Origin of the sequence: Paenarthrobacter sp. AMU7 (assembly GCF_041200195.1) — a bacterium.
Lineage (GTDB): Bacteria > Actinomycetota > Actinomycetes > Actinomycetales > Micrococcaceae > Arthrobacter.
Map to the genome: position 1 here is coordinate 4,094,674 of NZ_CP165735.1, position 24,942 is coordinate 4,119,615.

A 24,942-nucleotide genomic window follows, 5' to 3' on the forward strand; every position below is an offset into this window, starting at 1 on the left:
AACTACTGGAGTGTCGCGGTCAGTCTGGCCACGTTATCCACATACTTGGCCAGCGGGGGCCTATCCATCCAATCGTCCAGCATAAGCTCACGTGACACCTCGCGATACGTGGACTCTACAGCCCGCATGAGGTTCACGGTCTCGGCGCCAAGGAGCATCACCGAGACCTCCATGTTCAGGGAGAAGGAGCGCATGTCCATGTTGCTGGAACCGAGAACGGCTACCTCGTCATCGATGGTGAAGTGCTTGGCGTGGAGGACGTACGGTGCCCGGTACAGGTAAATTCGGACACCGGCTCCCAATAGGGCTTCATAGTAGGAGCGTTGGGCGTGGTGGACCAGGAACTGATCGCCCTTCTCGGAGACGAAGAGTTCCACGTCAACACCTCGCTGCGCAGCTGTGGTGATGGCGTACAGCAGGGAATCGTCCGGGACAAAATACGGGCTGCAGATGGAGATCCGGTGCTGCGCCGAGTAAATCAGCGTGTTGAACAGGCGCAGGTTGTTTTCGGTGGCGAACCCGGGGCCACTCGGCACTACCTGGGCGGTGACCTGGCCCGGCGCCGGCTGGGTAGGCAGGCGCAGCTGGTCTTCCAGCGATTCGTCGGTTTCGCTGAGCCAGTCCGTGGCGAACACCACGTTGAGCGTCGCCACGATCGGGCCTTCCAACCGGGACATGAGCTCCACCCATTTGCGGCCCACCTTGTGGTGCTTGGGGTTGTTGTAGGAAGGCTCAATCAAGTTCTGCGAGCCGGTGAACGCAATCTCGCCGTCGATCACCATGATCTTGCGGTGGTTCCTGAGGTCGGGGCGCCGCCATTGACCGTGGATAGGCAGCAGCGGCAGCATTCGCTTCCACTGGATCTTGCCCGCCTTCAGCCGGCGGATCAGCCGGCGGTAGCCCTTGACGCGCAACGTTCCGATGTGGTCGAAGAGCAGCCTGACGGTCACACCCCGTTCAGCCGCGTTCTCCAGTTCAGTGAGCAGTTCATTCGTCACGGAATCACTGCTCATGATGTAGAACTCGGCGTTGACGTAGCTCTTGGCGCCCTTGACTGCTTCAGCCATGGCTTTGATGGACTCTTCGTAGCCGGGGATCAGCTCCACCTTGTTGCCGTCGACCATGGGCAACGATCCAAGCCGATGGTTCAGCTCGCCCGCCGACTTCACCCATTCCGGCCCGGAATAGACGCTGACAGGATCAGCCAGATCGGAGGTCACCGCACGAACCCGGCGGTTTACCTCCTCCTGCTGCTCCCGCCGGCGCCGCGACAGTTTGAAGTTGCCGAAGAGCAGGAACAGGACGAACCCAACAGATGGGATGAGGAACACAGCCAAAAGCCAAGCCATGGCGGTGGTGGGACGCCGGTTGCCGGGAATGACTCCCAGCAGCACAATGCGCATGATGACTTCCGCAATGACCCAAGCACCCAGCAACCAGGTCCACTCCTGGCCAAACGGAAAAGGAAAGAACACCCGACAAACCCCCACAGTTCATGAACAACAGTGACCACAGCCTATCCGGCAAAGTCCCCTCCAGTGCGTCCGCACTAAGCTGGGACCATGACTTCACCTGCCCCCACGGTCCTCGTTTTCCTGGACCCCGCCTTCGAAAATGGTCGCATTGCCGACTCCAGCCAACCGCAACTCATGGCAACGGATCTGGGTGCCACCCGCGGCGACGGCGTCTTCGAGTCACTCCTCGCTGTGCAAGGCCGACCCCGCAAAGTTCAGGCTCACCTGAACCGATTGGGCAGTTCTGCGGCAGCCTTGGACCTTGCGCTTCCTGGGCAGGATGTCTGGCGCCGCGCCATCGAGACAGCCATCAACGAATTCCGCGATGTTCACCCTGCCCCCACGCCTGAAGAGGACGAGGTAGTGATCAAGCTGATTGTGACCCGTGGCGTTGAAGGCGCCGCCAGCCCGACGTGCTGGGTACAGGCTTCGCCCTCACCTGCAGGCAGCCGCCGTCAGCGGCAGACGGGCATCGACGTCGTACTTTTGGACCGTGGCTTCGACACTGAAGCCGGCGAGCGCGCGCCATGGCTGCTCCTGGGCGCGAAGACGCTGTCTTATGCCGTGAACATGGCCGCACTTCGCTACGCCCACAAGCAGGGTGCTGATGACGCCATCTTCACCTCCACTGACGGCCGGGTCCTGGAAGGCCCGACATCCACCGTGTTGCTGGCGCACCTTGAAACGGTCGACGACGGCGACGGTTCCGTCAGGACGGTTCGTCGCCTCATCACTCCCCAGCTTGACAGCGGCATCCTCCCGGGCACCTCGCAGGGCGCATTGTTCGCCGCCGCGAAGGCCGCTGGCTGGGAACTTGGTTATGGCCCCTTGGAGCCGCAGGACTTGTTCGATGCCGATGCCGTCTGGCTGATCTCCAGCATCCGGCTGATCGCCCCCGTTAACCACATCAACGGCCAAGAGGTGGGCACGCCCGAGGTGCGCAAACAGCTCACTGCTGAGCTGAACCACCTGTTTGCGGGAATCGAGTAAGTCGCATTTCTGCGGACCCGCCTTATGGAGCTCCGCATGGAACCTAACAGATAACAAGCAGAGTAATCGCTCGCGTGACTTAATGATTAGGAACTCTTAGCCTCAGCCAAGAGCCGCTGGCGTGTTCAATCACGCTCCTTATCCTCCTTGAAATGGTCATTCGTCATGTGATGAATCTTGTACTCGTGTTAGTTGGATCACGTCCGGCTGGTACTACTTCAGACTTTGCTGGCTAACTTCCCGGAGGGAATATGGGACTCAGCTCCCCCACAGAAGCCGAAGCATCGGCAACCGAGGCACAGTCCCGCACTGAGGCCTCACAGACAGGATTGCGCCGGTCCATGGAGGCCCGGCACCTGGTCATGATCGCCATGGGCGGCGTTATCGGTTCAGGCCTGTTCGTCAGTTCGGGATACACGATCGCCACTGCCGGCCCGCTGGGCGCCGTCCTGGCGTTCCTCATCGGCGCCGTGGTGGTCTACCTGGTGATGGCTTGCCTCGGGGAGCTCGCTGTAGCGTTCCCCGTCTCCGGTGCCTTCCACATTTATGCCGCCAGGACCATCGGCCCCGCCACGGGATTCGCCACTGCCTGGCTCTACTGGCTTTGTTGGGCCGTAGCCTTGGGCTCGGAATTTACTGCGGCCGGCCTCCTCATGCAGCGCTGGTTCCCGGGCGTCGACGTCTGGATCTGGTGCTTCATCTTCGCCACCGTCCTGTTCACACTCAACGCCATTTCATCGCGTGTCTTTGGCGAATCGGAGTTCTGGTTCGCGCTCATCAAGGTCGCCGCCGTCGTCGGCCTGATCATCCTTGGTGGCGCCGCCCTGGCGGGCTTCCACCCTCTCGCCGCGGGCGGGTACCCCTCCTTTGGCGAGAACTTCAGCACACCGGAGGGTCTGTTCCCTAACGGTTTCACCGGCGTGTTCGTGACCTGCCTGGCCGTCTTCTATGCCTTCTCCGGCTCGGAACTGATCGGCGTTGCCGCGGGCGAAACGGCCAACCCCGGCGCGAACATCCCCAAAGCCATGCGCACCACGGTCATCCGGCTCATGATCTTCTTCGTCGGCGCGATCGTGGTCATCGCAGCCACCATTCCGTACGAACAAGTCAGCGTGGACGAAAGCCCGTTCGTCACCGTTTTCTCCATGCTCGGCATCCCATACGCCGCGGACATCATGAACTTCGTGATCATCACGGCGCTGCTCTCCGCAGGCAACTGCGGCCTCTTCTCCTGCGCCCGCATGCTCTTCTCGTTGGCTGACGAAGGCCACGCACCGCAGGTCTTCAAGAAACTCACGAAGCGCGGCATCCCCATGGTGGCGCTTTGCGTGAGCATGCTTGGCGGCCTGGCCTCCCTGATCAGCAGCGTTGTGGCACCTGCCACCGTCTACCTTGTGCTCGTCTCGGTGGCCGGCTTTGCCACCGTGGGCGTCTGGATGTCCATTGTGGCCTCGCACTTCATCTACCGCCGGACCTTCATCAAGAACGGTGGCGACCTCAGCACGCTTCCCTACAAGGCGCCCCTGTTCCCGTTGGTCCCGATCCTGGCCTTCGCTCTATGCGTGGTGTCCCTGATCGGTATCGCCTTCGACCCCAACCAGGTAGCGGCGCTGCTGTTCGGTATTCCGTTCGTGGGGGCCTGCTACGCCGTTTTCTACTTCAAGTACGGCCGACGACGGTCGCTCAAGAAGGCAGTGGACGCCTAGGCCTCCTTGTTCCGTGGCGTCCTGACTTGGTTTAGGAGCAGATCAGCCCCTGGACAACCTTTAGTGGTTGACCAGGGGTTGATTCCGTCTCAAAGAGGGTCGGGACGCAACACTCCGCGCCCGCCACCACCCAATTTGAAACCCGGGAGCCCAGACACGCCGTGCAAGGAGGGTGTTGAACAGGCCCGGCTACCCAAAGTTGGTGGTGGAGGCACGCCCCTCTGTTCAGTGGGCCTGTATTTTCCGGGCCTACTTCTTGGCTGCGCGGACCGGGTGCTCGCTCAAAATGGACAGGCGGTTGAAAGCATTGATTCCGATGGCCGCCATGCAGAGCACACTGATCTGCTGGTCGTTGTAGTGCTGCCGGGCCTGTTCGAAGAGCTCGGGGCTGGGCCGCGATGAACTCATCCGGGTGATCTGCTCTGCAATTTCCATCGCGACCACTTCCGCGGGCTCGAAGAGCTGCACTTCCTTGTAAACAGCCACCAATGACAGACGCTGCTCCGTTTCGCCATACTTCAGGGCCCGACGATGGTGAAGGTCCAGACAGAAGGCGCACCCATTGATTTGCGAGCAGCGATAGTTGATGAGTTCAAGGGTCCGGCGTGAAATACCCAGCCGGTCAGCTTCGTCTACGAGCTGCTGGGAGTAGTGGCTTAGAGTCGCATAGAGGTCCGGCTGCTGCTTGTCCAGATAGCCGGCCAGACGTGGTTTTGATTCCTGTTCGGGCATGGTTGGAGCTTAACGCAAAAGGGACTGGGCACCCGACGGTGAGAGAGGGTCCGCCCCAAACCCGAGGGACGTGAGAGAGGGTCCGCCCCAAACCCGAGGGACGTGAGAGAGGGTCCTACTCGCGGGCCGCGGGAGTGTCGGCGGCGAGCCGGATGCCGTGCTCTGCCAGCCACACCGGGTTGAAGGCCTTGCTCATATAGTTCGTTCCGGCGTCGGGCGCTATGGCAACCACCACCGAGCCGTGAGGCGCGGCGCGCGCCACCCGAATGGCGGCGGCGACAGCGAGCCCTGAGGACGGGCCGAGCGCGAGCCCCTCCTCCTCGAGGAGCCGGTGAACGGTGGTGTAAACCTCGTCGTTGGGGATGCGGAGGAATCGGTCCACGATGGAACGGTCGAAAGCTTTGGGCCACTCGGGTTCCGGCCAGGAGTTACCAACTCCGTCCACCAGGATCTCGCCGGGATGGCCGCCGCTGTAGGCAGAGCCGTAGGGGTCGGCGCCAACGACTTCCAGGTGGCCGCCCGGGCGCAGGGCAGCTGCCTGTTCCTTCAAGAACCGCCCGTTCCCGCTGATGGTCCCGCCCGTTCCGATGCCCGCGACGAAGTGCGTGACCAGGCCACCCGTCTGCTCCCAGATTTCGGGTCCGGTGGTTTCATAGTGCGCCAAGGGATTGGCGGGGTTGTCGAACTGCATGGGCCGCCACGCACCGGGCGTCTCGGCCGTAATCCGCGCTGCAACAGCCCGGGCGTTCTCCGGCGATTCCGACGGGGCATTCCAATCGGTCAGGATCACGCGGGCGCCGTAGTTGTGCAGCGCAGCGAGCTTCTCCTCGGAGATCGTGTCGCCTGTCACCACCACCACGGGATGTCCGGTCAGGTGGCCGATGAGCGCCAGGCCGATCCCGGTGTTGCCCGAAGTGCTCTCCACGATAGTGGCTCCCGGCTTCAGCTCCCCGGACCTCTCAGCCGCCCGGACCATGCTGAGTGCGGTGCGGTCCTTGATGGAACCGCCGGGATTTTCGGACTCAAGCTTGATATGGATGGCGCTGCCCAGTCCACGGCCCAGCGAATCCAGCTTCACCAGCGGGGTGTTGCCCACTTTGTCCAGGACCGAGGCATCCAACCCGTCCGGCAGCCGGGCCGCTGCGTGAGCTCCTTGCCGACGAATCGCCGTACTCACCACGCCCCACCCCATTCCTCAGCCTCCAGTAGAACCTGATCCACGGCGCCGCGCAGTTCAGTCCGCGCCCGTTCCACAAGATCCGGCGCCGATGGCCTGTCGGCCAGTACATCAGCGAGTCGACCCACGACGACGCCTGTTCCCTTCCCGAGCGGTTGTGCAGCTCCAGCTTCGAGCAGCAGATAGGACGCCGTCAGGGCCTCGATCGTCAACAGCTTTTCCAGCACCTCCACCGACCTTTCGAGTTGCTGGAGGGCCAAGGGGGCCAGTGTTGAATGGTCCTCGACGTCGGCGGACAAGGTTGGGGCGCCAAGGGTGGCCGGGGCAGCCAGGAACTTGAGTTCGGCCAACAGCCCGGCCGCGGAGTACCACAACAGCCCGGGCAGTTCCTCTTGGGCAAGCGCGGAGGCCGGGTTGAATTCCGCTCCGGCCCCGGACTGCTCAGCCGAGGCTTGGGTCGATGCTGCTTGCAAGTGCTTGGCCCGGATGGCCCGTTGCGGCGGATACAACTTGGCGATGCGCCGCTCACTGGAAATCCCCATGTGCGCCAACGCAACCCTCAGACCTTCGAATGCGAGAGCCAGCTGCATCGGCTGGAAGTTCCCGCCGGACAGCATGAGCCCGGATTCGACATCAACCAACGGATTGTCGCCGCGACCATTCAGTTCCACCTCCAGCGCAGCACTCAACTGCGCCACCAGGGATCGAAACGCCCCGTGCGTCTGCGGTGCGGCCCGGAAGGACAATGCATCCTGCACCGACACCTCGGGCCGCACATCCTCCAACCAGCCACCACTGAGCAGGTGACGCACAGCTGCCGCCGAATCACCCTGGCCGTTTACAGCCTTGGCCGCCTGGATGGCCGGCGAAAACGGGCTGAGGTTCCCGCCGCCGTCGTACCTTGCGATGGTCTCCAGCGAGAGGGAAAGCGCGACGTCGGCCAGCCGGGCCAGCTGCTGCAATTGCAGCAACGCCAGGGTCCCGGCGCCGACGGAATACGCGTTGGCGCTCACCAAGGCAAGCGCCTCGCCGGGCGCGAGGACGAGGGGTTGAAGGCCGGCATCGGCGAGCGCTTTGGCTCCTGGAACCAAGGTGCCGTCGGCGTTGAAGGCTTCGCCCTCACCGATGGCGACGGCGGCGACGGCGGCCAGCTGGGTGAGGTCCGACGATCCCACCGACCCTTCGCGCGGGATGGCGGGCAGGACGCCGCGGTTGAGGAGTCCTGCATAGAAGTTTGCTGTTTCGGGCCGCACACCGGAACCGCCGCGGCTGAAACCGACAAGTCGGGCCAGGATCACTGCGCGGGCAGCGGGACGGTCCAGATACGAGCCCACTCCGCTGTTGTGATACCTGACCACCTGGACCTGATAGGCCAGGAGCGACTTCTCTTCCACAGCGGTGTCCCGACCGGACCCGAGCAACGTATTGAGTCCGTAAACCCGCTGCCCGGAGGCGGCAGTGCGTTCCAGTACGTCGCGGGAGCGACCGATCAAAGACAACGCATCGTGGTTGAGTTCCACGTGAAACGCAGGGTTGGAGGCGGCCAGTGCTACGTCGGCAGCACGCACCGGAGCCGTTCCAATAACCAAGGTCGGCGGTTCGGAAGACACCATCAGAAGTCCAGGAGATTCTGCCGGAACCCGCCGTTGCCGTAACTCTTCCTCAACAGGCCCCGCCGCCGCAGTTCAGGGGTGAGCTTATCCAGGACACCGTGCACTGTCACCGGGTCCACGAAGCCGGAGAAGAGGAACCCGTCACCACCCACCTCGGAGCCGGTCGACTCAAGATAGTCGGCAATCTCCCCCACCGTGCCGATGATCGAATCCCCCGCCCCACCGCTCCTGGCCTGCAGGATCTCGCGCAGCGTGGACCCGGGAGGCGCCGCCTTGGCGAAGTGTTCCAACGTCCCCTGGTTGCTGTTGGTGCTCAGCTCCGGGAGGGGTGCGTCCAGGTCGAACTGCTTGAAGTCGATCACCGAGAGGTAGGAGATGGAGTTGAGCTGGCTGTCGATATCGCGCTGGGTGAGCTCACGACGCTGGGCACGCAACTCCTCGGCTTCGGCAGCAGAACCAACCACTGTGGGCTTCAGGACAAAAAGCACCTTGACGTCGTCGGGGTTCCTGCCGGCTTTGGCGGCCTCCGCGCGAATCGAGTCACGGTAGGACTTCATTCCGTCAACACCACGGGCCAACGCAATGGCCACATCAGCATGACCACCGGCGAACGCCTTGCCCCGGGGAGACGCACCAGCCTGGACCAGCACGGGTTCCTCCGGCAACGGCGCCGTGTTCAGTGGACCGCGGACCTTGAAGAAGTCACCCTGGTGATTGATCGGGTGCACCTTTTTGTGGTCGGCAAACACCCCTGCGGACACGTCCTCAAGGACCGCGCCCGGTTCCCAGCTCCGCCAGAGCCGCCTGACGACGTCGACGAATTCCTCCGCTTTTTCATACCTAAGGTCGTGTTCAATCTGTTGATCCAACCCGTAGTTCTGGGCGGCGAGGTCGCTGCCGGACGTGACGACGTTCCAGCCCAACTGGCCCTCTGAGAAGTGCTGCAACGTTGCCAAAAGCCGGGCGGCCGTGAAGGGCGGGTAGAACGAGGCGCTGACGGTCGGCACGATTCCCAGGTGCTCGGTGGCGGAGAGCAGGTAAGGGACCAGCGCCAGCGGATCGTGTTTCGGCGCAAAGGAGGCATGAGCCAGGGACACTTCGGCCGATCCGCCATACGTGTCCGGCACGGTGAGGGAATCCTCGATGATGAAGAGGTCCAACCCGGATTGTTCGAACGCCCGGACTGCGTCCTGGTACAGGGCTGGCTTCTTCCAGTCGTAACCCAGGCCGTAGCCGGGCGTCCCCCACCCCTGGACACCGAATCCATGGCCCACAAACCATCCAAAATGCAGCATGGGCTTGAGTGTAGAACTGCTCTGTCCGTTCACCGCGACCTGATTTCATGCGAAGTTACAGGAGGACGTACTGGGTCAATTATGCTCCCGGGGCGTCACATTTGAACGCGGCCGGAGACGGTCCGTATTTTCCACATAAGGCGTATGTCGTGTTCCACAATCAGTAGGGGTCGGGAATGATCGCTGTATGAGTGCAGCAACCTCCCGCCCCTCCGCCAAGGAGCGGCTGTCCAGCGCCTGGGCCCTCAAGGGCTACAAGCGTGAATGGCTGCGGCACGATCTCGTTGCGGGCGCTGCGCTGTTTGCTTTGCTGGTGCCCGCCGGGATGGCCTATGCACAGGCAGCAGGGCTTCCCCCGGTCACCGGGCTTTACGCAACAGTGGTCCCGCTGCTGGTTTATGCGGTGGTGGGGCCCTCCCGCATTCTGGTCCTGGGACCCGACTCTGCCCTGGCCCCTATGATCGCCGCGGCCATTGTGCCGCTGGCAGCGGGAAGCAGCGAAAAATCCGTGGCGCTGGCCGGCTTGCTGGCCGTGTTGATCGGGGCGCTCATGCTTGCGGGCTCGGCACTGAAACTGGGAGCCATCACGGGCCTGCTGTCCAAACCCATCCGGCTCGGGTACCTCAACGGAATCGCACTGTTGGTGGCCCTTTCGCAACTCCCGGCGTTTCTGGGTATTGAGGCCGACGGCGACGTCTGGCAAAAGCTCGCGAAGGTCACTACCGGGTTACTTGGCGGCGAGGTCAACATCACCGCGCTGTTGTTGGGAGTGGGGTCGCTGGCGCTCATCTGGATCCCCCGGCTCCTGAAGTGGAAGGTACCCGGCGTCCTGTTGGCGGTGGTTGGCTCGTGCGTGGCGACGGCGGTCTTCGGGCTCAACGACGACGTGAAGGTCACCGGGGTCCTGCCGCAGGGCCTGCCCATGCCCGCACTCGGGGGTATTGGCTGGGCCGACGCCCTGATGCTGCTCCCCGCCGCCGCGGGCATCGCGCTCATGGCTTTCGCTGACACTGGCGTGTTGTCTCAAACATTGGCAGCCAAGGAAGGGAAGAAGGTCTCCGGAAACAGGGAGATGGCAGCGCTTGGAGCAGCCAATGCCGCTACAGGCCTCTTGGGTGGGTTCCCCATTTCAGGCAGTACCTCCAGGACACCGGTAGCCGTGGATGCAGGCGCAAAATCCCAGATGACAGGCGTGGTGGGCTCCGTGCTGGTACTGGCCTTTATGCTGCTGGCTCCGGGAGTAACCGAGTACCTGCCGTCGGCAACCCTGGCCGCCGTCGTCATCGCCGCGGCCATTGCCCTCGCAGATCCTGCCGGCGTCAGGCGGCTCCTGGGGCTGAGCCGCAGCGAGTCCGTGGTGATGCTGGCTGCGTTCCTGGGAGTGCTGACGGTGGGTGTCCTCCAGGGAATCGTGGTGGCCATCGCCTTGGCACTCCTGGACTTTGTCCGCAGGGCATGGGATCCGTACAGAACCGAACTCGGCGCAGAGGAAGGCCTTCCCGGGTATCACGACCTTGAACGCCACCCCGAGGGCAAGCGCATCCCCGGGCTCTTGATCCTCCGGTTTGATGCACCCCTGTTCTTCGGCAACGGACAGGTCCTGGCGAGCTTCGTGAGGGAGCAACTCGACGAGGCCCCGGACGAGTCCGCGGAGCCCGTCACCCACATCATCCTTGCCGCCGAACCGATCACCGGGATCGACACCACAGCTTTGGATGACTTGGTAACCCTGGACGAATGGTTGGCCAGAAAAGGAGTGGATCTGGTGTTTGCCGAGCTCAAAGGGCCCGTGAAGGACAAGTTGATCCGCCTCGGCACGGCGGCCCGTTTTACGCCGGACCACTTCTACCCCACTGTCGGCGCGGCAGTGCGGGAGCTCAAGGACCGATAGTGGATCAGCCTCCGATTACGCAACATGACGACGGTGCAGCCGCCCGCAAGTGCAGCCCGACGCCCGTGGATGTTACGTTTTTCTTGAGTAATGAGTACCAGCGCAAAGCCCTGACTTGCTGGTCGGCAACCCTCTCTCCGGCGGGGTGCCTCAGGTGACTACTCGGCGTATCGACAACTCGAACTGCAAGCGTGACTGAGGAGCACCAGCAATGCCTGAACCCACTGAAGAAAAACTCTCCTACCGCCTGATTACAGGCCCGGATAACCGCGATTTCTGCGAGCGTATCCACAACTCCCTCGCCGAAGGCTATGTGCTCCATGGCAGCCCGGCAGCCACCTTCAACGGCACGGACGTCATCGTGGCCCAAGCCATTGTGCTGCCTGCGGCGATCGCCAATGCTGATGCCGCCGTCGCCAACGCAGTGGACCAACTTGAGAATTACGACGATGAAGAAGCGTTCGAGGGCCACGCATGAGCTACGCAGGTGACCTGACCCCACAGGACGCGTGGGCCAAGCTCGAAGAAGGCGCGATCCTGGTGGATGTGCGCACCGAGGCCGAGTGGGCCCACATCGGCATCCCGGACACCAAAGCCACCGAGAACGATCCCCTGTTCATCCAGTGGAACCTGGCTGGCGGTATCCCGAACTCCCGCTTTATCGAGGACCTGCAGCAGCAGGCACCCGAGGATGACGCCGTGGAGCTCGTGTTCATCTGCCGTTCCGGCCAGCGCTCCATCTCCGCTGCCATTGCCGCAACACAGGCCGGCTTCACGGCGTACAACGTCCTTGAGGGCTTCGAAGGCGAACCGGACCGCTACGGTGAGCGCACCGTAAACGGCTGGAAGAACCGTGGCCTGCCTACGAATCTGGGGACCGAGTAAGTGACTTTCAATCCCGACGCCGCCGGCTGGAGCCCTGACACCCAGGCCGTTCGCGGTGGCCTTGACCGCACCAATTTCCAGGAAACGTCCGAGCCCGTTTTCCTGAACTCCGGCTTTGTCTACGAATCGGCTGCCGCTGCCGAACGTGCCTTTACCGGCGAGGACGAACGCTTCGTTTACTCCCGCTACGGCAACCCGTCCGTCGCCACGTTCCAGGAGCGGCTGCGGCTGCTCGAAGGAACCGAGGCGTGCTTTGCGACAGCCTCCGGCATGTCCGCGGTCTTCACCGCTTTGGGTGCCTTGCTGGCTGCCGGCGACCGCGTGGTGGCCGCGCGCTCGCTGTTCGGCTCCTGCTTCGTGATCCTCAACGAGATCCTGCCCCGCTGGGGTGTGGAGACGGTGTTCGTTGACGGCCCGGATCTGGAGCAGTGGCGCGAAGCCCTCTCGGAACCGACCACCGCCGTGTTCTTTGAGTCGCCCTCCAACCCGATGCAGGAGATCGTGGACATCGCCGCCGTCAGCGAACTGGCGCATGCTGCCGGGGCGACTGTCGTGGTGGACAATGTCTTCGCCACTCCCCTCCTGCAGCGCTGCGGTGATCTGGGCGCGGACGTCATCGTGTACTCCGGCACCAAGCACATTGATGGCCAAGGCCGTGTCCTCGGCGGCGCGATCCTGGGCACCAAAGAGTTCATCGATGGTCCCGTCAAGCAACTCATGCGCCATACCGGCCCTTCCCTTTCCGCGTTCAACGCCTGGGTGCTGACCAAGGGTTTGGAGACCATCGGACTGCGGGTGAACCACAGCTCGGCATCCGCTTTGAAGATCGCGGAGTGGCTCGAGCAGCAGCCTGCCATCAGCTGGGTCAAGTACCCGCTGCTCACGTCCCACCCGCAGTACGAGCTTGCCGCGAAGCAGATGAAGGCCGGCGGCACTGTGCTGACCTTCGAGCTGTCTCCTTCGGCCGGGCGCTCAGCCAAAGAGGCCGCCTTCGCCTTGCTCGATGGCCTCCGCGTCATTGACATCTCCAACAACCTGGGCGATTCCAAATCCCTCATCACCCACCCCGCCACCACCACCCACCGGGCCATGGGGCCTGAGGGCCGGGCCGCGATCGGACTCACCGACGGTGTGGTCCGCTTGTCGGTAGGACTGGAAGACGTGGACGATCTCATCCTGGATCTGGAGAAGGCCCTCAAACAGGTCTAACCTTGCTGCCATGAGCGGGATTCATCCCTATCGCCGTGCCGGAGCGGTCATCGTTGCCGGCACGGTGGTGTGGTTCGTGGGAATCTCGCCGGTCTCACGCGTCTACATCACACCGGACGATGCCGAACGCCTGCGCATGCTGACCTCCGGACGGCGCGGCTGGATCGTGGGCCAGCACCTAACCGCAGTGGGGACCGTCGCCGTGCCGGTTGGATTCGCTGCCTTTGCCCGCGCCGTTCCGGGAAAGGACGCCGTACCGGGTACGCACTCCGTCCCGGACACCGGCGCAACGCGTGGGAAAGCGAAGAAGTGGGCTTACGCTGCCGCCGCCGCGTTGCTCGCCGGCGCCCCATTCTTCGTCTCCAGCCTCGCCCGGCGGGCTTCAGACCTCGAAGGTTTTGCCTATCGCCGGGGATCCAACGCGCCCTTCCTGGCGTATTCCGGGTTGCACGTGGTGGCGTTGGCCGCCTTGGGTGGGAGTCTTCTTTCCTTACCCACAAAACGCTGGATCGGCGTCACAGCTTCGGTCAGCGCGCCTATCTACGGCGCCATTCTGGTAGCCAAAAAGGACATCCCGCCGTTCTGCTTCTACTTGGTGGAGGGTCTCACTGGCGCCTACTTAATGGCGTGGGAAGAACCGGCCGGCCAATCCTAAGGCCTCCTGACCCGGGTCAGCATCGGCGCGGGCTCCTTGTGCGCGTCGGCGGAGGTTCCGCGAACCGTCACCTTCGCTGCATGCCCGACGACGGCGGCCAGGGCTGCGCTGGTGGGTGGACTGCCCGGCTGGTTCTGGCTGCCGCGCTGCCTGTTGTTGTAACGCACCGCCGCTTCCCGTTGCTCGTCCGCGCCGTTCCCCCGCTCCAACAGGTCTGAGATCCCCGCTTTGACCAGCTCCAATTCGCCTTGGTCATCCAGCACTGGGCTCACATAATCCACCAGCGCCCAGACGACGTCCGCCGCCGGCTGGGGCCGGAAATCACCGAAGTCCAGGAGATCTCCACGCAACCCCGCATTGCTGGCCTGCCAACTCGCCATCCGCAGGAGTGCCGTGGGCACCGCGGTGGGCTCAACGCCGTCGAGCATTTCCAAGGAAGCGGTCTCCACCAAAGCCCGCACCAGTACCGCAATCAACGCGGCGTCCTCGGCGCGCAGGCAGACGTCGGCTACGCGGACCTCCACGGTGGGGTGGTTCCGGGAGATGCGGGCGTCGAAGTAAATCATGCCCTCATCCAGGATCACGCCTGTTTCCAACAGCCGATTCACGATGCGTCGGTAGGCAGTGAGTGATCCGAACACGCCGGACGGTCCAGAAGTGGGCCAGCGGTTCCATGCCTGGGTGCGGTAGCTGTCGAACCCGGTGGGAAGGCCGCGCCAATAGGGTGAGTTGGCGGTGAGGGCGGTGAGCACGGCAAGTTTGTCCCGGATATGGTCCAGCACCACCACGCCTTCCTCAGGGGATTCGACAGAGGTGTGCACGTGGAATCCGCACGTCAATTGTTCCGTAGCGATGATTCCGAAGCGATCCAGCATCGCCACATAGCGGGGATCCGGGGTGGTGTGGGTGTTCGAATCCAGCGGAGAGGTAGCAATTGCAGCAACCCGCGCTCCGTGCTGCCGGGCTGCTTCGTTGGCCATAGCCCGGCCGCGGCGGATCTGATGCAGAAGGTCACCGTAGCTGTGGCAGGGGCGGGTCTGGGTTTCGATCTGCTCCAGCTTGAGTTCGTGGCTGAGACTCGTTGCGGATGCGGGTTGGTGGCGGCCCGCAAGCAGCGCATCCGCGAGGGCAAGGGGCTCTCCCGTCACAGGATGGACGATGAGCAGCTCTTCCTCGACCCCGAAAGTCCGCATGCTCCATTCTGCGTCAGGAGGCCGGTGGAGGACAGTGGCTGGAAGGGCAGCGAGGGCCGCACCTTCCCGCCATCCGCACCAGAGCGAACTGGGGCGGATGGCGGGAACGGGCGCGCGGGCTAAGCGTGGAGCCTAGTCCTGGAAGTACTCAATCTTGGCGCCGATGGTGTTCAACCGCTCGGCCAGGTCCTCGTAGCCACGCTCGATGACGTAGATGTTGCGGAGCTCGGACGTGCCCCGGGCAGCGAGCATTGCCAGGAGCAAGCAGGCGGCAGGGCGCAGGGCAGGCGGGCAGCCGATTTCGGCAGCGCGCCACTTAGTGGGTCCGTTGACGTAAATCCGGTGCGGATCCAGCAGTTGCACCTGGGCGCCCAGCTTGTTGAGTTCCGTCAAGTAAATGGCACGGTTCTCGTAGACCCAGTCGTGGATCATGGTCTGGCCCTCGGCGTTGCCCGCGATCACAGCGAAGAACGGCAGGTTGTCGATGTTCAGGCCCGGGAACGGCATGGGGTGGATCTTGTCCTGCGGCGCGCGGAGCTCGGAAGGCTTGGTGGTGACGTCCACCAAACGGGTCCGGCCATTGCGTGCCATGTATTCGCCGGAGATTTCGAGGTTCTGGCCCATCTGCTCCAACGTAGCCAGCTCGATCTCCATGAATTCGATGGGAACCCGGCGGATGGTGACCTCGGAGTTGGTCACGATGCCCGCGGTGATCAGGCTCATGGCCTCGATGGGGTCCTCGGACGGGAAGTACTCGATCTCCACATCAATGGCGGAACGGCCAGTGATCTTCAGGGTGGTGGTGCCGACGCCCTCGATTTCAACGCCCAGGCCCTGCAAGTAGAAGCAGAGGTCCTGGACCATGTAGTTGGGGCTGGCGTTGCGGATCACGGTGGTGCCCTCGCGGTGCGCGGCGGCCATGATGGCGTTCTCAGTAACGGTGTCGCCACGTTCGGTGAGGACGAAGGAACGGTGGTGGTCATCGGCCGGGGGCGCAGCTACGGAGTAGAACCCGGACTTCGCTTCGACCTCAAGCCCGAACTGGCGCAGGGCCTGCATATGCGGCTCCACTGTGCGCGTTCCGAGGTCGCAGCCACCAGCGTAGGGCAGCAAATACTCACTGGTCTCGTCCAGGAGCGGCCCCAGCAGCATGATGACGCTGCGGGTACGGCGGGCGGCGTCCACGTCCATGGACCCAAGGTCCAAAACTTCGGGCCTGCGGATGCGGAGGTCGCTTCCGTTGAGCCAGGTACATTCGACGCCAATGGAGGTCAGTACTTCAACAATCCTGTTGACTTCTTCGATGCGGGCCAAGCGGCGCAACGTGGTGGTTCCGCGGTTGATGAGGCTGGCGCACAAAAGCGCCACGCCGGCATTCTTGCTGCTGTTGACATCCACTTCGCCGGACAGGGTCCTGCCGCCCTCCACCCGGAGGTGGGTCATCTGTGGCTTGCCCACTTTGACGATTGATCGGCCGAATATTGCCTCAAGCCGTTCGATCATCCGGAGGCTGAGATTCTGTTTACCTTGCTCCATCCGGGCGATCGCGCTCTGGCTGGTTCCCAGCGCGGTAGCCAACTGCCCCTGCGTCCATCCTTTTTCGCCACGGGCGTTGCGGAGCAGAAGGCCTACGTGTTCAGCGGTAGGTTGCGTCATATCCAAGAAATATCACAGGTGAGCTAGAAGTCCCACACAAAACGCCGTTTGAGCGGTAAACGTCACACCATACCCGATCCGTGAGATATAGGGCACGACGGCGACCGGTCGCCGCAGGCGAACGCTTTCCCTCAGGCGCCACCGGGCAGAAGTCCCCATTGCGGCCCGGGGGACAATACCAAACCATGGAGGGAAAGCTCAGGGGGAAACATGCCTTTCTACGGCGCCGACGTCGACCAACTCAAAGCACTCTCCAAGGCCTTGGCCAACGGTGCGTCATTGCTGACCAGCCGGGCCCGGGAACTCGACTCCTTGATCGGCCATGGCATGACCGGCCAAGGCGGCGGCTGGCAGGGCCAGGATGCCAAGCGTTTTGCCGCAGATTGGCACGGCCGCCTGCGGCCGCTGCTGGAGAGGACTACGCGAGGCCTGGAAGAGGCATCACAGTCCGCGCTCACCAATGCCAACCAGCAGTCCTCCGCGTCCACGGAGGGGAGTGCTGATTCAGGCAGTTCAGACAGCAGCTCGGGCGGTTCCGGCAGCAGCTCCGCCAATTCCACCAACCCCGGGAACGACGCCACCACCAAAACCTCGGCCAACCCGAACCCCGACCAGCCAACACCGCAGGAAATCCTGGACGAATACCAGGTCAGCGACGCCGAGACCACCATGTGGCCCGGGGACTGGGACCCCCTGCGCTTCGTGGTTGACCAAAGGGAGGTCACCGAGAAGGAAGCGGAACTCCTCAACGGGCTGGGTCCTTTCGAGATGAACGCCTTCAAAGACATTCATGATGACGCCTTCAGCACTGCCGACGACCGCTTCCCCAGCGCCGACCGCAACGATGACCAGAACGATGCCTTCCGTCACGCATATTGGAACGCACTCATGGTCAAGGAGTTCGGCGCGGACTGGGCGGAGGACTACGCCACGGCGCACGAGCAACTCCCCGGCAACCCCGCGCCCCGCGAAGCCATGGATCTGTACAACAATGAGGTGGGCCGCAACGTGGCCATAGCCAACCCGGATGCCAGCGCTGAGGAGCTTGCGGACTTGATCGAAGAAGCCGTGAACAACGGCGACACTGTGGTGGTGGGACAGGACCTGCTGCCCCACCCTTCCAACGAGGTCCCCATGGACCAGACCGGCGACGCCAACAATGCCGAGCCCGCCCCGGGCGAGGATCCGGAGTTCAATGACGAGTCGAGGACTACGTCGTGAGGTTCCAACGCCAATCAAACACCCGACGACGGCCGCGGACTTCCGCTGGCCGCATCACCGTCGCTGGCCGCGCCACCCTTGCTGGCCGCGCCGCCGTCGCAGGCTTGCTCACTGCCATCCTGGCCTGCGCCCTGGCCGCCTGTTCACTAGGAGGATCCGTCATGCCCGAATCGAATGAGAAGCTCAACAGCCAGGTGCTCGAGTCCGCGAAGAACGGGACGGCCTTGAAACTGGCTGATGCCACGGACTTCGAGTGGGACCAGGCGGGTTTCGTAACGGAGGGAACGCCGGCCAAGGACATCGAAGCAGCCTTCGGCGAGCCTCTGACCAAGGAGAACCGCTACACGGCGTCCCCCGCGTTGTTCGTCTTCCTTAAGGACGGGAAAGTAGCCAAGGCAATCCGCATCGTCCCGGATGCCTTCTTCGGCGCTGACGCACAAAAGAAGTATGGCCGGGACGTAGTCCTCACCCCGCCGGAGGGAAAAAAGGGCTTCCTCAACTGGCGCGAGTAGCGCCAGGCACCGCGACACGAACGCCGCGCTGTTCTAGACGCGCCAGTATCCCAGGGCATCGATCCGGTGCTTGTCCACGCCCAGCGTCTTCCGCAGGTGTTTCACGATTGCGCGGGTGCTGGAGGCTTCGCAGGCGATCCAGAAGAAGTCGTGATCCACGGACACAGTCTCCGCAGTGAGCGCATCGCACACTTCGTCAACCAATGCGGCACCGTCGCGTTTGCGCGGAACCCAGCTGACGACGTCGGACCCTGACGTCCGCACCTCAATCGAGGGGTCGGCGTCGTGCTGGTATTCAAGCCAGGCGGTCACCACAGCCGAGCCCGCGGCCGTAACTTCCCGCTCGTCCAGCAGCGAGTTGATGGCCGGGATGGAGGCGGGATCGCCCACTACCCACATCCGGCGCGGAGCGGGCTGCGGGAACGTGAAGGAACTGCCCTGCACGGTGGCGTCGATGGTGTCGCCGGCCTGGACGGAGCGGGCCCAGTCGGCGGCAACCCCGTGGTGCATCGCGAAGTCCATGCTGAATGTGCCGTCCGCAGGGGAAGCGTTGACCAGGGTGTAGGCACGCTGGTGGGCCTTTCCGGAATCATCGAACCACAGCCGGATCCACATGGTGGGATGCAGCCCGCTTCGCTCCAGCAGTCCACCGTCGCGCACGTGCACGCGGAGGAAGTCCGGGGTGATTTCTTCCTTCCCCGTGACTTCCAGCGTGAAATCCTTGGCGCCCATGACTTTGAGCACGACGCCTTCCCAATTGCGCTTCAAGCAACACTCCTTCACGAACGGCCACGATTTGTGAACGGGGCCAAAGCCATTTATCTTGAGCTTAAGTAAGCCTAACCTAAGCTCGAAAGCGGCCAGAGATTATGACGCCTGCCCCGACGCACCTTTCCGCCCCGGCAGGCGGCCCCGGAACCTACCGTGATCAGTGGGGAATCCCCCATTTGTGGGCGGATTCCTCCGACGATCTCGCCTTCCTCCAAGGCATGAACGCAGCCACTGACCGCTCCTGGCAGATCGAGCTGGAACGGTGGCGCTCCGAGGGCCGCACAGCTGAGGTCCTGGGTGCCGACGTTGTGGTCTGGGACCGGTTCGCACGGCAGGCCCGGCTGGATGACACCGCGCGCCGCTGCTTCGAGAACCTCGACGCCGAGACTCAGCGTTGGTGCGGACAGTACGTGGCCGGCATCAACCAAGCGCTGGCAGACGGACTCCGCGGCGGCCCCGAATTCGACGAGTCCGCCTGCACGCCGGAGCCATGGAGTCCGTGGACGCCGCTGGGCGTCTTCCTGGTCCATCACATCCTCTTTTCCACGTTCCCCAACAAACTGTTCAGGGCCCACATCGCGCGGACATTGGGCGACGACGCCGTGAGCCTGTTCAGCATCGAGGCTCCCGTCTGGTCAGGAAGCAACGCCTGGGCCGCGCACGGCTCGACGACGGCGAGCGGCCTCCCGCTGATCGCCGGCGACCCCCACCGCCTCATGGAACTCCCCGGCGTGTACCAGCAGATACGGCTTGCCTGCCCGGACTTCGACGCCATCGGTTTCGCGTTCCCGGGTGTCCCCGGCCTCCCGCATTTCGCCCACACCGGGCATACCGCTTGGGCCATCACCAACGCCATGGCCGACTACCAGGACCTCTTCGAGGAAGAACTGCGCCGGGTCACGGACGCCACAGGGGAACGCGTCGAGGCGCGCGGAGCGGCAGGTTGGGAAACCGCCGTCGTGAGTGCCCAAACCATCACCGTTCGCGACGGTGAGCCGGTCACCGTGGAGGTCATCGAGACCCCGCGAGGTTCCGTGATCTCTGAAGCGCCCGACGGCGAGGCGCTGAGTTTGCGCTTCCCTGCCCGCGTTGAGGGGCGGCTTGGTTTTGAGGCCCTCCTGCCGCTGCTTCGGAGCCGGAGCGTCTCCGAGGTGGAGACGGCGTTCGACGCCTGGGTGGAGCCCGTCAACAGCGTGGTGGCCGGGGACACTTCCGGAGCAGTGCGGCACTTTGTTGCCGGGCTTGTTCCGCAGCGCAATCCCGCCAACAGGAGGTTGCCTGCCCCGGCCTTTTCAGCCCGTCATGAGTGGGACGGTCAGTACGTCATCCTGCCCCGCACGGAGGTGGAGCAGTACGCCGTGAGCGCGAACGACCGCGCGGCGGGAGGTGGCGACGCCGTGGCCATGGAGTTCGCCCCCGCGCATCGGGCGTTGCGCATCCGTGGGTTGCTCGAGTCGGCTCCGGGGCCGTTGTCCGTGGATGACATGCAGGCTATCCATACGGACACGCTCCTGGGTCCGTGGCCGTTGTTCCGGTCGGTGCTGTCAGGCCTGGACGCTGATGAATTGTCCCGGGAAGCCGCGGGACTGCGTTCGCTGCTGCTGGAGTGGGACGGCCACATGGATGCCGGGAGCCATCATGCCGCAGTGTTTGCGGAGTGGCGGGGCTCATTGGTCCAGCGCCTGGCAAACCATCCCGCATTTGTCCCTTTGAACGAGCCAACGGGCTACTCGCCCTTGTTCGGACCGTGGTTGTCAGTGGGATCCCGGATCGGCTTTGCGCTTGAGACCCTGCTGGTACGCGGCTCAGAACTCGGCATCAGCGTCGATACAGAAGCCGCCACAGCGCTTGAGGACGCTGCGTTGGAGCAGTCCGGGCTGCGCTCCTGGGGCGACCGGCACACATTGTTGGCCGTCCACGTCCTCCCCGGCCCACTCGCGTCAGCGGCACCCACGGTGGCCCTCAGCGGAGATACGGGCTGTGTGCTCTGCACCGAGAGCCTCCCCGGTGTTGACGACCGAAGCTTCCGTGGTCCAGTGGCCCGCTACATCTGGGACTTGTCCGAGCGGCGCAACAGCCGCTGGATCGTGCCCTTCGGTGCCTCCGGTACGCCCGGCCACCAGCACTTTGCCGACCAACTCCCGCTCTGGACTGCAGGGGAACTCGCCCCGGTAGTCACTGACTGGCCTGAATTGATCAAAGACAATCCCTGACTCATCCTGCTCCCGCATCCCATCAGTCACGCATCAGCCCCGAAGGAAGCCATGACCACCGCCACCCAGGACTTCTCTGTCCGTACCACCGTCTACTCCGAAGACCTCGAAGGATGGGGCGCGCTGCGGCTTGTGCCGCTTGTTCCCGCCGAGGACATCGACCTCATCTTCGAATGGGTCACCCAGCCCCGCGCCAGGTTTTGGGGAATGATGGAGAATTCCCGCGAAGAAGTCCAGGGGATCTACGAATTCCTTGATTCCCTTGAGACCCACCACGCGTTCCTGGCCGTCCTTGATGGCGAACCGCTGGCCCTTTTCCAGACGTACGAACCACTGCACGACCCCGTGGGCGAGGCCTACCCCGCACGCGAGGCTGACATTGGCATGCATTTGCTGTTGGCCCCGGCCACCCGGCCCATCCCGCATTTCACGCCGAGGCTCGGCACAGCACTGATCAAGTACATGTTCAGCCTGCCCGGCAAGGACCGGATCGTGGTGGAGCCGGACTCACGCAACGCCAAGGCCCTGCGCCGTTTGGAGGCGACATGCTTCGAGTTGGGACCCATCATCCAGCTTGCCGAGAAGGAAGCCCAACTCGGATTCCTGACCCGGGCAGGCTTCGACGAGATCCAGGAACAGCAGGCTCCCTAACGCCAGACGAAGCTCCACGTTCCAGCGCCGAGTGCCGTCAGGACTGCACCCGCAGCGATGACCACACCGCCAAGGACCACCCAGGCGTCCAGAAGCGAATACGTGGATTCGCGCGCCCAGGTCCGTTGACCGCCGCCGAAGCCGCGCGCTTCCATGGTGACTGCCAGCCGCGAAGCCCTCCTCACGGCTTGGACCAAGAGCCCAAAGCTCTGGCCCAGCGTGGCCTTCAGCCGTTGGAACGGACTGCCCTGGGAACCGACTCCGCGGGCACGGCGGGCCATGCCGATGGTCTGCCACTCCTCTGCCATGAGCCCAACCAACCTCATGGCAGCCAAGGATCCTAGGACAAAGCGGTGCGGCAACTTGGCCTTCTGGGCCAGCGCATCTGCCAAATCAGTGGGATCCGTGCAGGTCATCAGCAGGATTGCCGGTAACGCGATCGCCAAACCGCGCAGCATGAAACCCAGCCCCAGCTCAAGGGAACCTTCGCTGATGGACCAGAGTCCGACGTCGAGCAGTAAAGCGCCGCTGTCCGCCGCCACAATCGCGGTACTCCAGCCGCCGATCGCAGCGGCGATGATCAGCGGCCAGGCGCGCTGCCACAGAAGCCTGAACGTAAGCCCGGCCAACGGAAACAACGCCAGCTCCGCAACCAACGCCGTGGACGCCGATACCCAGTCGATGGACAGGGCCAGCACCAGGGAAATCAGAAAAACGGACACGAACTTTGCCAAGGGGTTGGCTCGGGTCAGCAGGGCACGATTCCCGCGGAGGTTCAGTGCATCCCTCATGCTGCACCAGCTTCCTGATGCGTGGCTTCACCGTGCTGTACCGGGCCGAGCCGCAGCTCCGTTCCGCCGAGCACTGCGCTGAATTCCTGGTCGTGGGTCACGGAGACCACAGCCGTTCCGGCGTCCAGCAACTCTGAAAGGAACGACGCCAACTCCGCCCACGTGTTGGCGTCCTGGCCGAACGTAGGTTCATCGAGCACCAGGACTTCGGGGTGCGCGGCAAGCACGGTGGCCACCGAGAGCCGCCGCTTCTCACCGCCGGAAAGGGTGTAGGGGTTGGCGTCCACCAAATGCGTCAGCCGCAGCCGCTCCAACAGTTCGTCCACCCGTTCTTCGCCGTGGCCTAAATGCCTGGGCCCAAACATGAGCTCGTCCAGGACCTTGCCCGTGACGAACTGGTGCTCCGGCTCCTGGAACACCGTCCCGATCCGTGAAATCAGCTGGTCTGCTTTCCACTTGAACGGGTCAATACCTGCCCCTTTGGAAAGCTCGACGGCGGCACTCACTGTACCGTCCACCGGCGCTAAAAGGCCGGCCAACGTAAGCGCGAACGTGGACTTTCCAGCTCCGTTGGCTCCAGTGATGGTCAGTGCTTGGCCGGCCCTGACCTGCGCGGTGATTCCCGTTTGAACCGGGACGGGCGGGATGGTCTTGAAGCCCTTGCGCCGCGGCTTTTCCCGGGAAACTGCGAGGTCCTGGGCCGCGAGGAGCAGTGGGGCGGTGTGGGGTTGGCTGCGTCGTTGGCGGGTGGCCGGTACGTACCCCGGCACCCAAACGCCGGCAGCCATCAACAGGGTGCGGGCCTCGGACAGGACCTTGTCCGGTGGGCCGTCCAAAAGGACCCCGCCCGTTGCCTGGCCTGTTCCCGCCGCCGCCAGGGCGCCCGGCTGCAGGACCACGATCCTGTCCACCAAGTCCTTCCACACCGACACACGGTGCTCCACCACCACCAGCGTTGCGCCGGTCTTGTCCAGGCAACGCCGAACAGCATCCCGAACCTCCAGCACTCCGGCCGGATCCAGGTTGGCCGTGGGTTCGTCCAAGAGGATCAAGCCGGGACGCATCGCGAGAATCCCCGCCAGCGCAAGGCGCTGCTTCTGCCCCCCGGAGAGCGCCGCCGTCGGGTGGTCCAATGCCAATCCGCCGCCCGCGGCGGTACGCAACCCGACGTCGTCGAGCGCTTCATGGACGCGGGCCCAGATCTCCTCTCGCGGCACGGCAAGGTTCTCCGCACCGAAAGCGACGTCGTCACCAACCCGCGACAGGACCACCTGCGTCTCGGGGTCTTGCTGCATGAGACCGGCGCGGCCCCGCTGTTCCCGCGGAGCAACGCCGTCGATCAGCAGGGAACCTGACTCGTCCGAGTCGTCTTCCTCGTCACCCAGCACCCCCGCGAGGGCGTGCAGCAGTGTGGACTTGCCGGCGCCTGAAGGCCCCAGCAGCAACACCCGCTCGCCCGGTTCAATCCGGAGGTCAAGCCCATGTATGGCGGGAGCGGACCTGCCGGCATGCCGCCAACCCCAGCCCTCGGCGGAGATGGCGGCAGGCCTCACCGGGCTGCTGTTCTTGTTGCCGCTCTGCGTGGCGGGCATCAGCTGAAGACGGGCTCCGACGCGGCCTTGCGCGATGCGAAGGAGCTCAGGACGCCGGTTTTAGCCAAGCCGCGGGTGGCAACCCAGGACAGGGCGCCGGCGATGATGGCACCCGAGATGGTGGTGAAAGTGATGTACGCCAGTTTGTCCACTGCCTCGTAGGCGATGTTCCAGCCCCACGGGAGGAAGGAGTCGTTCAGGCCGCAGAAGAGGCCCGCACCGGCGCCGGCTAGGAGGGCCGTGGGCAGGTTGAACTTCTTGTACCGGAAAGCGGCGAAGATGAGCTCTGCGCCCAGACCCTGCAGGACACCGGAAATCAGGACGGTGGTGCCGTATTGGGAACCCATAATCAGCTCACCGGTGGCCGCGACAGCTTCGCAGAACAACGCTGCGCCCGGTTTGCGGATAATGAGCATTCCCAGGACTGCGGGGATCATCCAGCCGCCGGCGATCAGGCCGGTGAGCGGCGGATACGTCGCGTTCATGGGGATGGATACCAGCGCGGCGCCCTGGGACCAGGCCCAGAAGATCACGCCGCCTGCGATGGCGATCAATGCCGCCACAACGATGTCTACAACACGCCAGTTATAACTGGTCTTCTTCACGTTTACCGTGGTCATTTTCTGCCTCCTGAGGTTACAGGAGGGGAAAGTGCTCCCCGGATTTCCCATCGGC

General features: G+C 63.8%; 22 protein-coding genes and 1 riboswitch. Of the genes, 11 read left to right on the forward strand and 11 right to left on the reverse strand.

Annotated features, from left to right (window positions below):
* Window positions 1-2: 2 nt before the first annotated feature.
* The gene (gene cls, locus ABQM86_RS18815) at window positions 3-1,475 is read right to left on the reverse strand and encodes a cardiolipin synthase (RefSeq protein ID WP_369745269.1); all 1,473 of its coding nucleotides are present in this window, start codon (window positions 1,473-1,475) and stop codon (window positions 3-5) included.
* Between the two features lie 87 nt (window positions 1,476-1,562).
* On the opposite strand from cls, the gene ABQM86_RS18820 reads away from it, so the two are divergent.
* Both ABQM86_RS18820 and ABQM86_RS18825 read left to right on the forward strand, forming a co-directional pair.
* Window positions 1,563-2,504: an aminodeoxychorismate lyase gene (locus ABQM86_RS18820; RefSeq protein WP_369745270.1), complete on the forward strand. Its 942-nt coding sequence runs from the start codon at window positions 1,563-1,565 to the stop codon at window positions 2,502-2,504.
* Between the two features lie 251 nt (window positions 2,505-2,755).
* Window positions 2,756-4,210 carry an amino acid permease gene (locus ABQM86_RS18825; RefSeq protein ID WP_207595158.1) on the forward strand — a complete coding sequence of 485 codons (1,455 nt, stop codon included), beginning with the start codon at window positions 2,756-2,758 and terminating at the stop codon, window positions 4,208-4,210.
* A 249-nt stretch (window positions 4,211-4,459) separates the two neighbouring features.
* On the opposite strand, the gene ABQM86_RS18830 is transcribed toward ABQM86_RS18825, so the two are convergent.
* The 4 genes from ABQM86_RS18830 to ABQM86_RS18845 all read right to left on the reverse strand — a co-directional run bounded on the left by ABQM86_RS18830 (window position 4,460) and on the right by ABQM86_RS18845 (window position 9,060).
* Window positions 4,460-4,942: a carboxymuconolactone decarboxylase family protein gene (locus ABQM86_RS18830; RefSeq protein ID WP_369745271.1), complete on the reverse strand. Its 483-nt coding sequence runs from the start codon at window positions 4,940-4,942 to the stop codon at window positions 4,460-4,462.
* A 115-nt stretch (window positions 4,943-5,057) separates the two neighbouring features.
* The gene (locus tag ABQM86_RS18835) at window positions 5,058-6,122 is read right to left on the reverse strand and encodes a PLP-dependent cysteine synthase family protein (RefSeq protein ID WP_207595160.1); all 1,065 of its coding nucleotides are present in this window, start codon (window positions 6,120-6,122) and stop codon (window positions 5,058-5,060) included.
* A complete protein-coding gene (locus ABQM86_RS18840; RefSeq protein WP_369745272.1) occupies window positions 6,116-7,732 on the reverse strand; it encodes an aromatic amino acid ammonia-lyase in 1,617 nt (538 codons plus the stop codon). The genes ABQM86_RS18835 and ABQM86_RS18840 overlap by 7 nt, the downstream gene beginning before the upstream one ends.
* Window positions 7,732-9,060, reverse strand: coding sequence for an NtaA/DmoA family FMN-dependent monooxygenase (locus ABQM86_RS18845; protein ID WP_369745273.1), 1,329 nt, complete (start codon window positions 9,058-9,060; stop codon window positions 7,732-7,734). Before ABQM86_RS18845 ends, ABQM86_RS18840 begins: the two co-directional genes overlap by 1 nt.
* Window positions 9,061-9,214: 154 nt before the next feature.
* Between ABQM86_RS18845 and ABQM86_RS18850 the strand changes: the two genes are divergently transcribed.
* The 5 genes from ABQM86_RS18850 (at window position 9,215) to ABQM86_RS18870 (ending at window position 13,667) form a co-directional block, all read left to right on the forward strand.
* Entirely contained in the window at window positions 9,215-10,918 is a 1,704-nt protein-coding gene (locus ABQM86_RS18850) for a SulP family inorganic anion transporter (RefSeq protein ID WP_337339852.1), read from the forward strand.
* Between the two features lie 86 nt (window positions 10,919-11,004).
* Window positions 11,005-11,116: riboswitch (SAM riboswitch) on the forward strand.
* 13 nt (window positions 11,117-11,129) lie between these two features.
* Window positions 11,130-11,396, forward strand: coding sequence for a DUF1737 domain-containing protein (locus ABQM86_RS18855; protein ID WP_144649207.1), 267 nt, complete (start codon window positions 11,130-11,132; stop codon window positions 11,394-11,396).
* Window positions 11,393-11,803: a rhodanese-like domain-containing protein gene (locus ABQM86_RS18860; RefSeq protein WP_207595164.1), complete on the forward strand. Its 411-nt coding sequence runs from the start codon at window positions 11,393-11,395 to the stop codon at window positions 11,801-11,803. The genes ABQM86_RS18855 and ABQM86_RS18860 overlap by 4 nt, the downstream gene beginning before the upstream one ends.
* Window positions 11,804-13,012 carry an O-succinylhomoserine sulfhydrylase gene (locus ABQM86_RS18865; protein WP_369745274.1) on the forward strand — a complete coding sequence of 403 codons (1,209 nt, stop codon included), beginning with the start codon at window positions 11,804-11,806 and terminating at the stop codon, window positions 13,010-13,012.
* A 10-nt stretch (window positions 13,013-13,022) separates the two neighbouring features.
* Window positions 13,023-13,667, forward strand: a complete 645-nt coding sequence (locus tag ABQM86_RS18870) for a hypothetical protein (protein ID WP_369745275.1) — start codon at window positions 13,023-13,025, stop codon at window positions 13,665-13,667.
* Here the strand turns inward: ABQM86_RS18870 and ABQM86_RS18875 are convergent.
* Complete coding sequence (locus tag ABQM86_RS18875; protein ID WP_369745276.1) at window positions 13,664-14,860, reverse strand: glutamate--cysteine ligase; 1,197 nt, start codon at window positions 14,858-14,860, stop codon at window positions 13,664-13,666. The genes ABQM86_RS18870 and ABQM86_RS18875 overlap by 4 nt on opposite strands.
* A 132-nt stretch (window positions 14,861-14,992) precedes the next feature.
* Window positions 14,993-16,516, reverse strand: coding sequence for a UDP-N-acetylglucosamine 1-carboxyvinyltransferase (locus tag ABQM86_RS18880; RefSeq protein ID WP_207595168.1), 1,524 nt, complete (start codon window positions 16,514-16,516; stop codon window positions 14,993-14,995).
* 210 nt (window positions 16,517-16,726) lie between these two features.
* Here ABQM86_RS18880 and ABQM86_RS18885 point away from each other — a divergent pair, with 210 nt between their 5' ends.
* Both ABQM86_RS18885 and ABQM86_RS18890 read left to right on the forward strand, forming a co-directional pair.
* Window positions 16,727-17,737 (forward strand): hypothetical protein, encoded by a 1,011-nt coding sequence (locus ABQM86_RS18885; RefSeq protein ID WP_369745277.1) that lies wholly within the window; start codon window positions 16,727-16,729, stop codon window positions 17,735-17,737.
* A gap of 161 nt (window positions 17,738-17,898) precedes the next feature.
* A complete protein-coding gene (locus ABQM86_RS18890) occupies window positions 17,899-18,249 on the forward strand; it encodes a hypothetical protein (protein ID WP_157731925.1) in 351 nt (116 codons plus the stop codon).
* 33 nt (window positions 18,250-18,282) lie between these two features.
* On the opposite strand, the gene ABQM86_RS18895 is transcribed toward ABQM86_RS18890, so the two are convergent.
* Window positions 18,283-19,017: a siderophore-interacting protein gene (locus tag ABQM86_RS18895; protein WP_369745278.1), complete on the reverse strand. Its 735-nt coding sequence runs from the start codon at window positions 19,015-19,017 to the stop codon at window positions 18,283-18,285.
* A gap of 101 nt (window positions 19,018-19,118) precedes the next feature.
* Between ABQM86_RS18895 and ABQM86_RS18900 the strand changes: the two genes are divergently transcribed.
* Together ABQM86_RS18900 and ABQM86_RS18905 are read left to right on the forward strand one after the other, a co-directional pair.
* The gene (locus tag ABQM86_RS18900; protein WP_369745279.1) at window positions 19,119-21,233 is read left to right on the forward strand and encodes a penicillin acylase family protein; all 2,115 of its coding nucleotides are present in this window, start codon (window positions 19,119-19,121) and stop codon (window positions 21,231-21,233) included.
* 51 nt (window positions 21,234-21,284) lie between these two features.
* Window positions 21,285-21,884, forward strand: a complete 600-nt coding sequence (locus ABQM86_RS18905; protein ID WP_207595172.1) for a GNAT family N-acetyltransferase — start codon at window positions 21,285-21,287, stop codon at window positions 21,882-21,884.
* Here ABQM86_RS18905 and ABQM86_RS18910 read toward each other — a convergent pair.
* From ABQM86_RS18910 to ABQM86_RS18920, 3 genes are read right to left on the reverse strand one after another with little or no spacing between them, the layout of a single operon-like run.
* Window positions 21,881-22,675 carry an energy-coupling factor transporter transmembrane protein EcfT gene (locus tag ABQM86_RS18910; RefSeq protein ID WP_369745280.1) on the reverse strand — a complete coding sequence of 265 codons (795 nt, stop codon included), beginning with the start codon at window positions 22,673-22,675 and terminating at the stop codon, window positions 21,881-21,883. The two genes, ABQM86_RS18905 and ABQM86_RS18910, sit on opposite strands and share 4 nt — an antisense overlap.
* Window positions 22,672-24,267, reverse strand: a complete 1,596-nt coding sequence (locus ABQM86_RS18915; RefSeq protein WP_369745281.1) for an ABC transporter ATP-binding protein — start codon at window positions 24,265-24,267, stop codon at window positions 22,672-22,674. Before ABQM86_RS18915 ends, ABQM86_RS18910 begins: the two co-directional genes overlap by 4 nt.
* Window positions 24,267-24,887 (reverse strand): ECF transporter S component, encoded by a 621-nt coding sequence (locus ABQM86_RS18920; RefSeq protein ID WP_207595175.1) that lies wholly within the window; start codon window positions 24,885-24,887, stop codon window positions 24,267-24,269. Before ABQM86_RS18920 ends, ABQM86_RS18915 begins: the two co-directional genes overlap by 1 nt.
* Window positions 24,888-24,942: the final 55 nt, after the last annotated feature.

Bases quoted from the DNA above. Each gene is read 5' to 3' on its own strand.
- ABQM86_RS18820 (WP_369745270.1), top strand. From the start codon at position 1,563: ATGACTTCACCTGCCCCCACGGTCCTCGTTTTCCTGGACCCCGCCTTC.
- ABQM86_RS18825 (WP_207595158.1), top strand. From the start codon at position 2,756: ATGGGACTCAGCTCCCCCACAGAAGCCGAAGCATCGGCAACCGAGGCA.
- ABQM86_RS18830 (WP_369745271.1), bottom strand. From the start codon at position 4,942: ATGCCCGAACAGGAATCAAAACCACGTCTGGCCGGCTATCTGGACAAG.
- ABQM86_RS18840 (WP_369745272.1), bottom strand. From the start codon at position 7,732: ATGGTGTCTTCCGAACCGCCGACCTTGGTTATTGGAACGGCTCCGGTG.
- ABQM86_RS18850 (WP_337339852.1), top strand. From the start codon at position 9,215: ATGAGTGCAGCAACCTCCCGCCCCTCCGCCAAGGAGCGGCTGTCCAGC.
- ABQM86_RS18855 (WP_144649207.1), top strand. From the start codon at position 11,130: ATGCCTGAACCCACTGAAGAAAAACTCTCCTACCGCCTGATTACAGGC.
- ABQM86_RS18860 (WP_207595164.1), top strand. From the start codon at position 11,393: ATGAGCTACGCAGGTGACCTGACCCCACAGGACGCGTGGGCCAAGCTC.
- ABQM86_RS18870 (WP_369745275.1), top strand. From the start codon at position 13,023: ATGAGCGGGATTCATCCCTATCGCCGTGCCGGAGCGGTCATCGTTGCC.
- ABQM86_RS18875 (WP_369745276.1), bottom strand. From the start codon at position 14,860: ATGCGGACTTTCGGGGTCGAGGAAGAGCTGCTCATCGTCCATCCTGTG.
- ABQM86_RS18880 (WP_207595168.1), bottom strand. From the start codon at position 16,516: ATGACGCAACCTACCGCTGAACACGTAGGCCTTCTGCTCCGCAACGCC.
- ABQM86_RS18885 (WP_369745277.1), top strand. From the start codon at position 16,727: ATGCCTTTCTACGGCGCCGACGTCGACCAACTCAAAGCACTCTCCAAG.
- ABQM86_RS18890 (WP_157731925.1), top strand. From the start codon at position 17,899: ATGCCCGAATCGAATGAGAAGCTCAACAGCCAGGTGCTCGAGTCCGCG.
- ABQM86_RS18900 (WP_369745279.1), top strand. From the start codon at position 19,119: ATGACGCCTGCCCCGACGCACCTTTCCGCCCCGGCAGGCGGCCCCGGA.
- ABQM86_RS18905 (WP_207595172.1), top strand. From the start codon at position 21,285: ATGACCACCGCCACCCAGGACTTCTCTGTCCGTACCACCGTCTACTCC.
- ABQM86_RS18910 (WP_369745280.1), bottom strand. From the start codon at position 22,675: ATGAGGGATGCACTGAACCTCCGCGGGAATCGTGCCCTGCTGACCCGA.
- ABQM86_RS18915 (WP_369745281.1), bottom strand. From the start codon at position 24,267: ATGCCCGCCACGCAGAGCGGCAACAAGAACAGCAGCCCGGTGAGGCCT.
- ABQM86_RS18920 (WP_207595175.1), bottom strand. From the start codon at position 24,887: ATGACCACGGTAAACGTGAAGAAGACCAGTTATAACTGGCGTGTTGTA.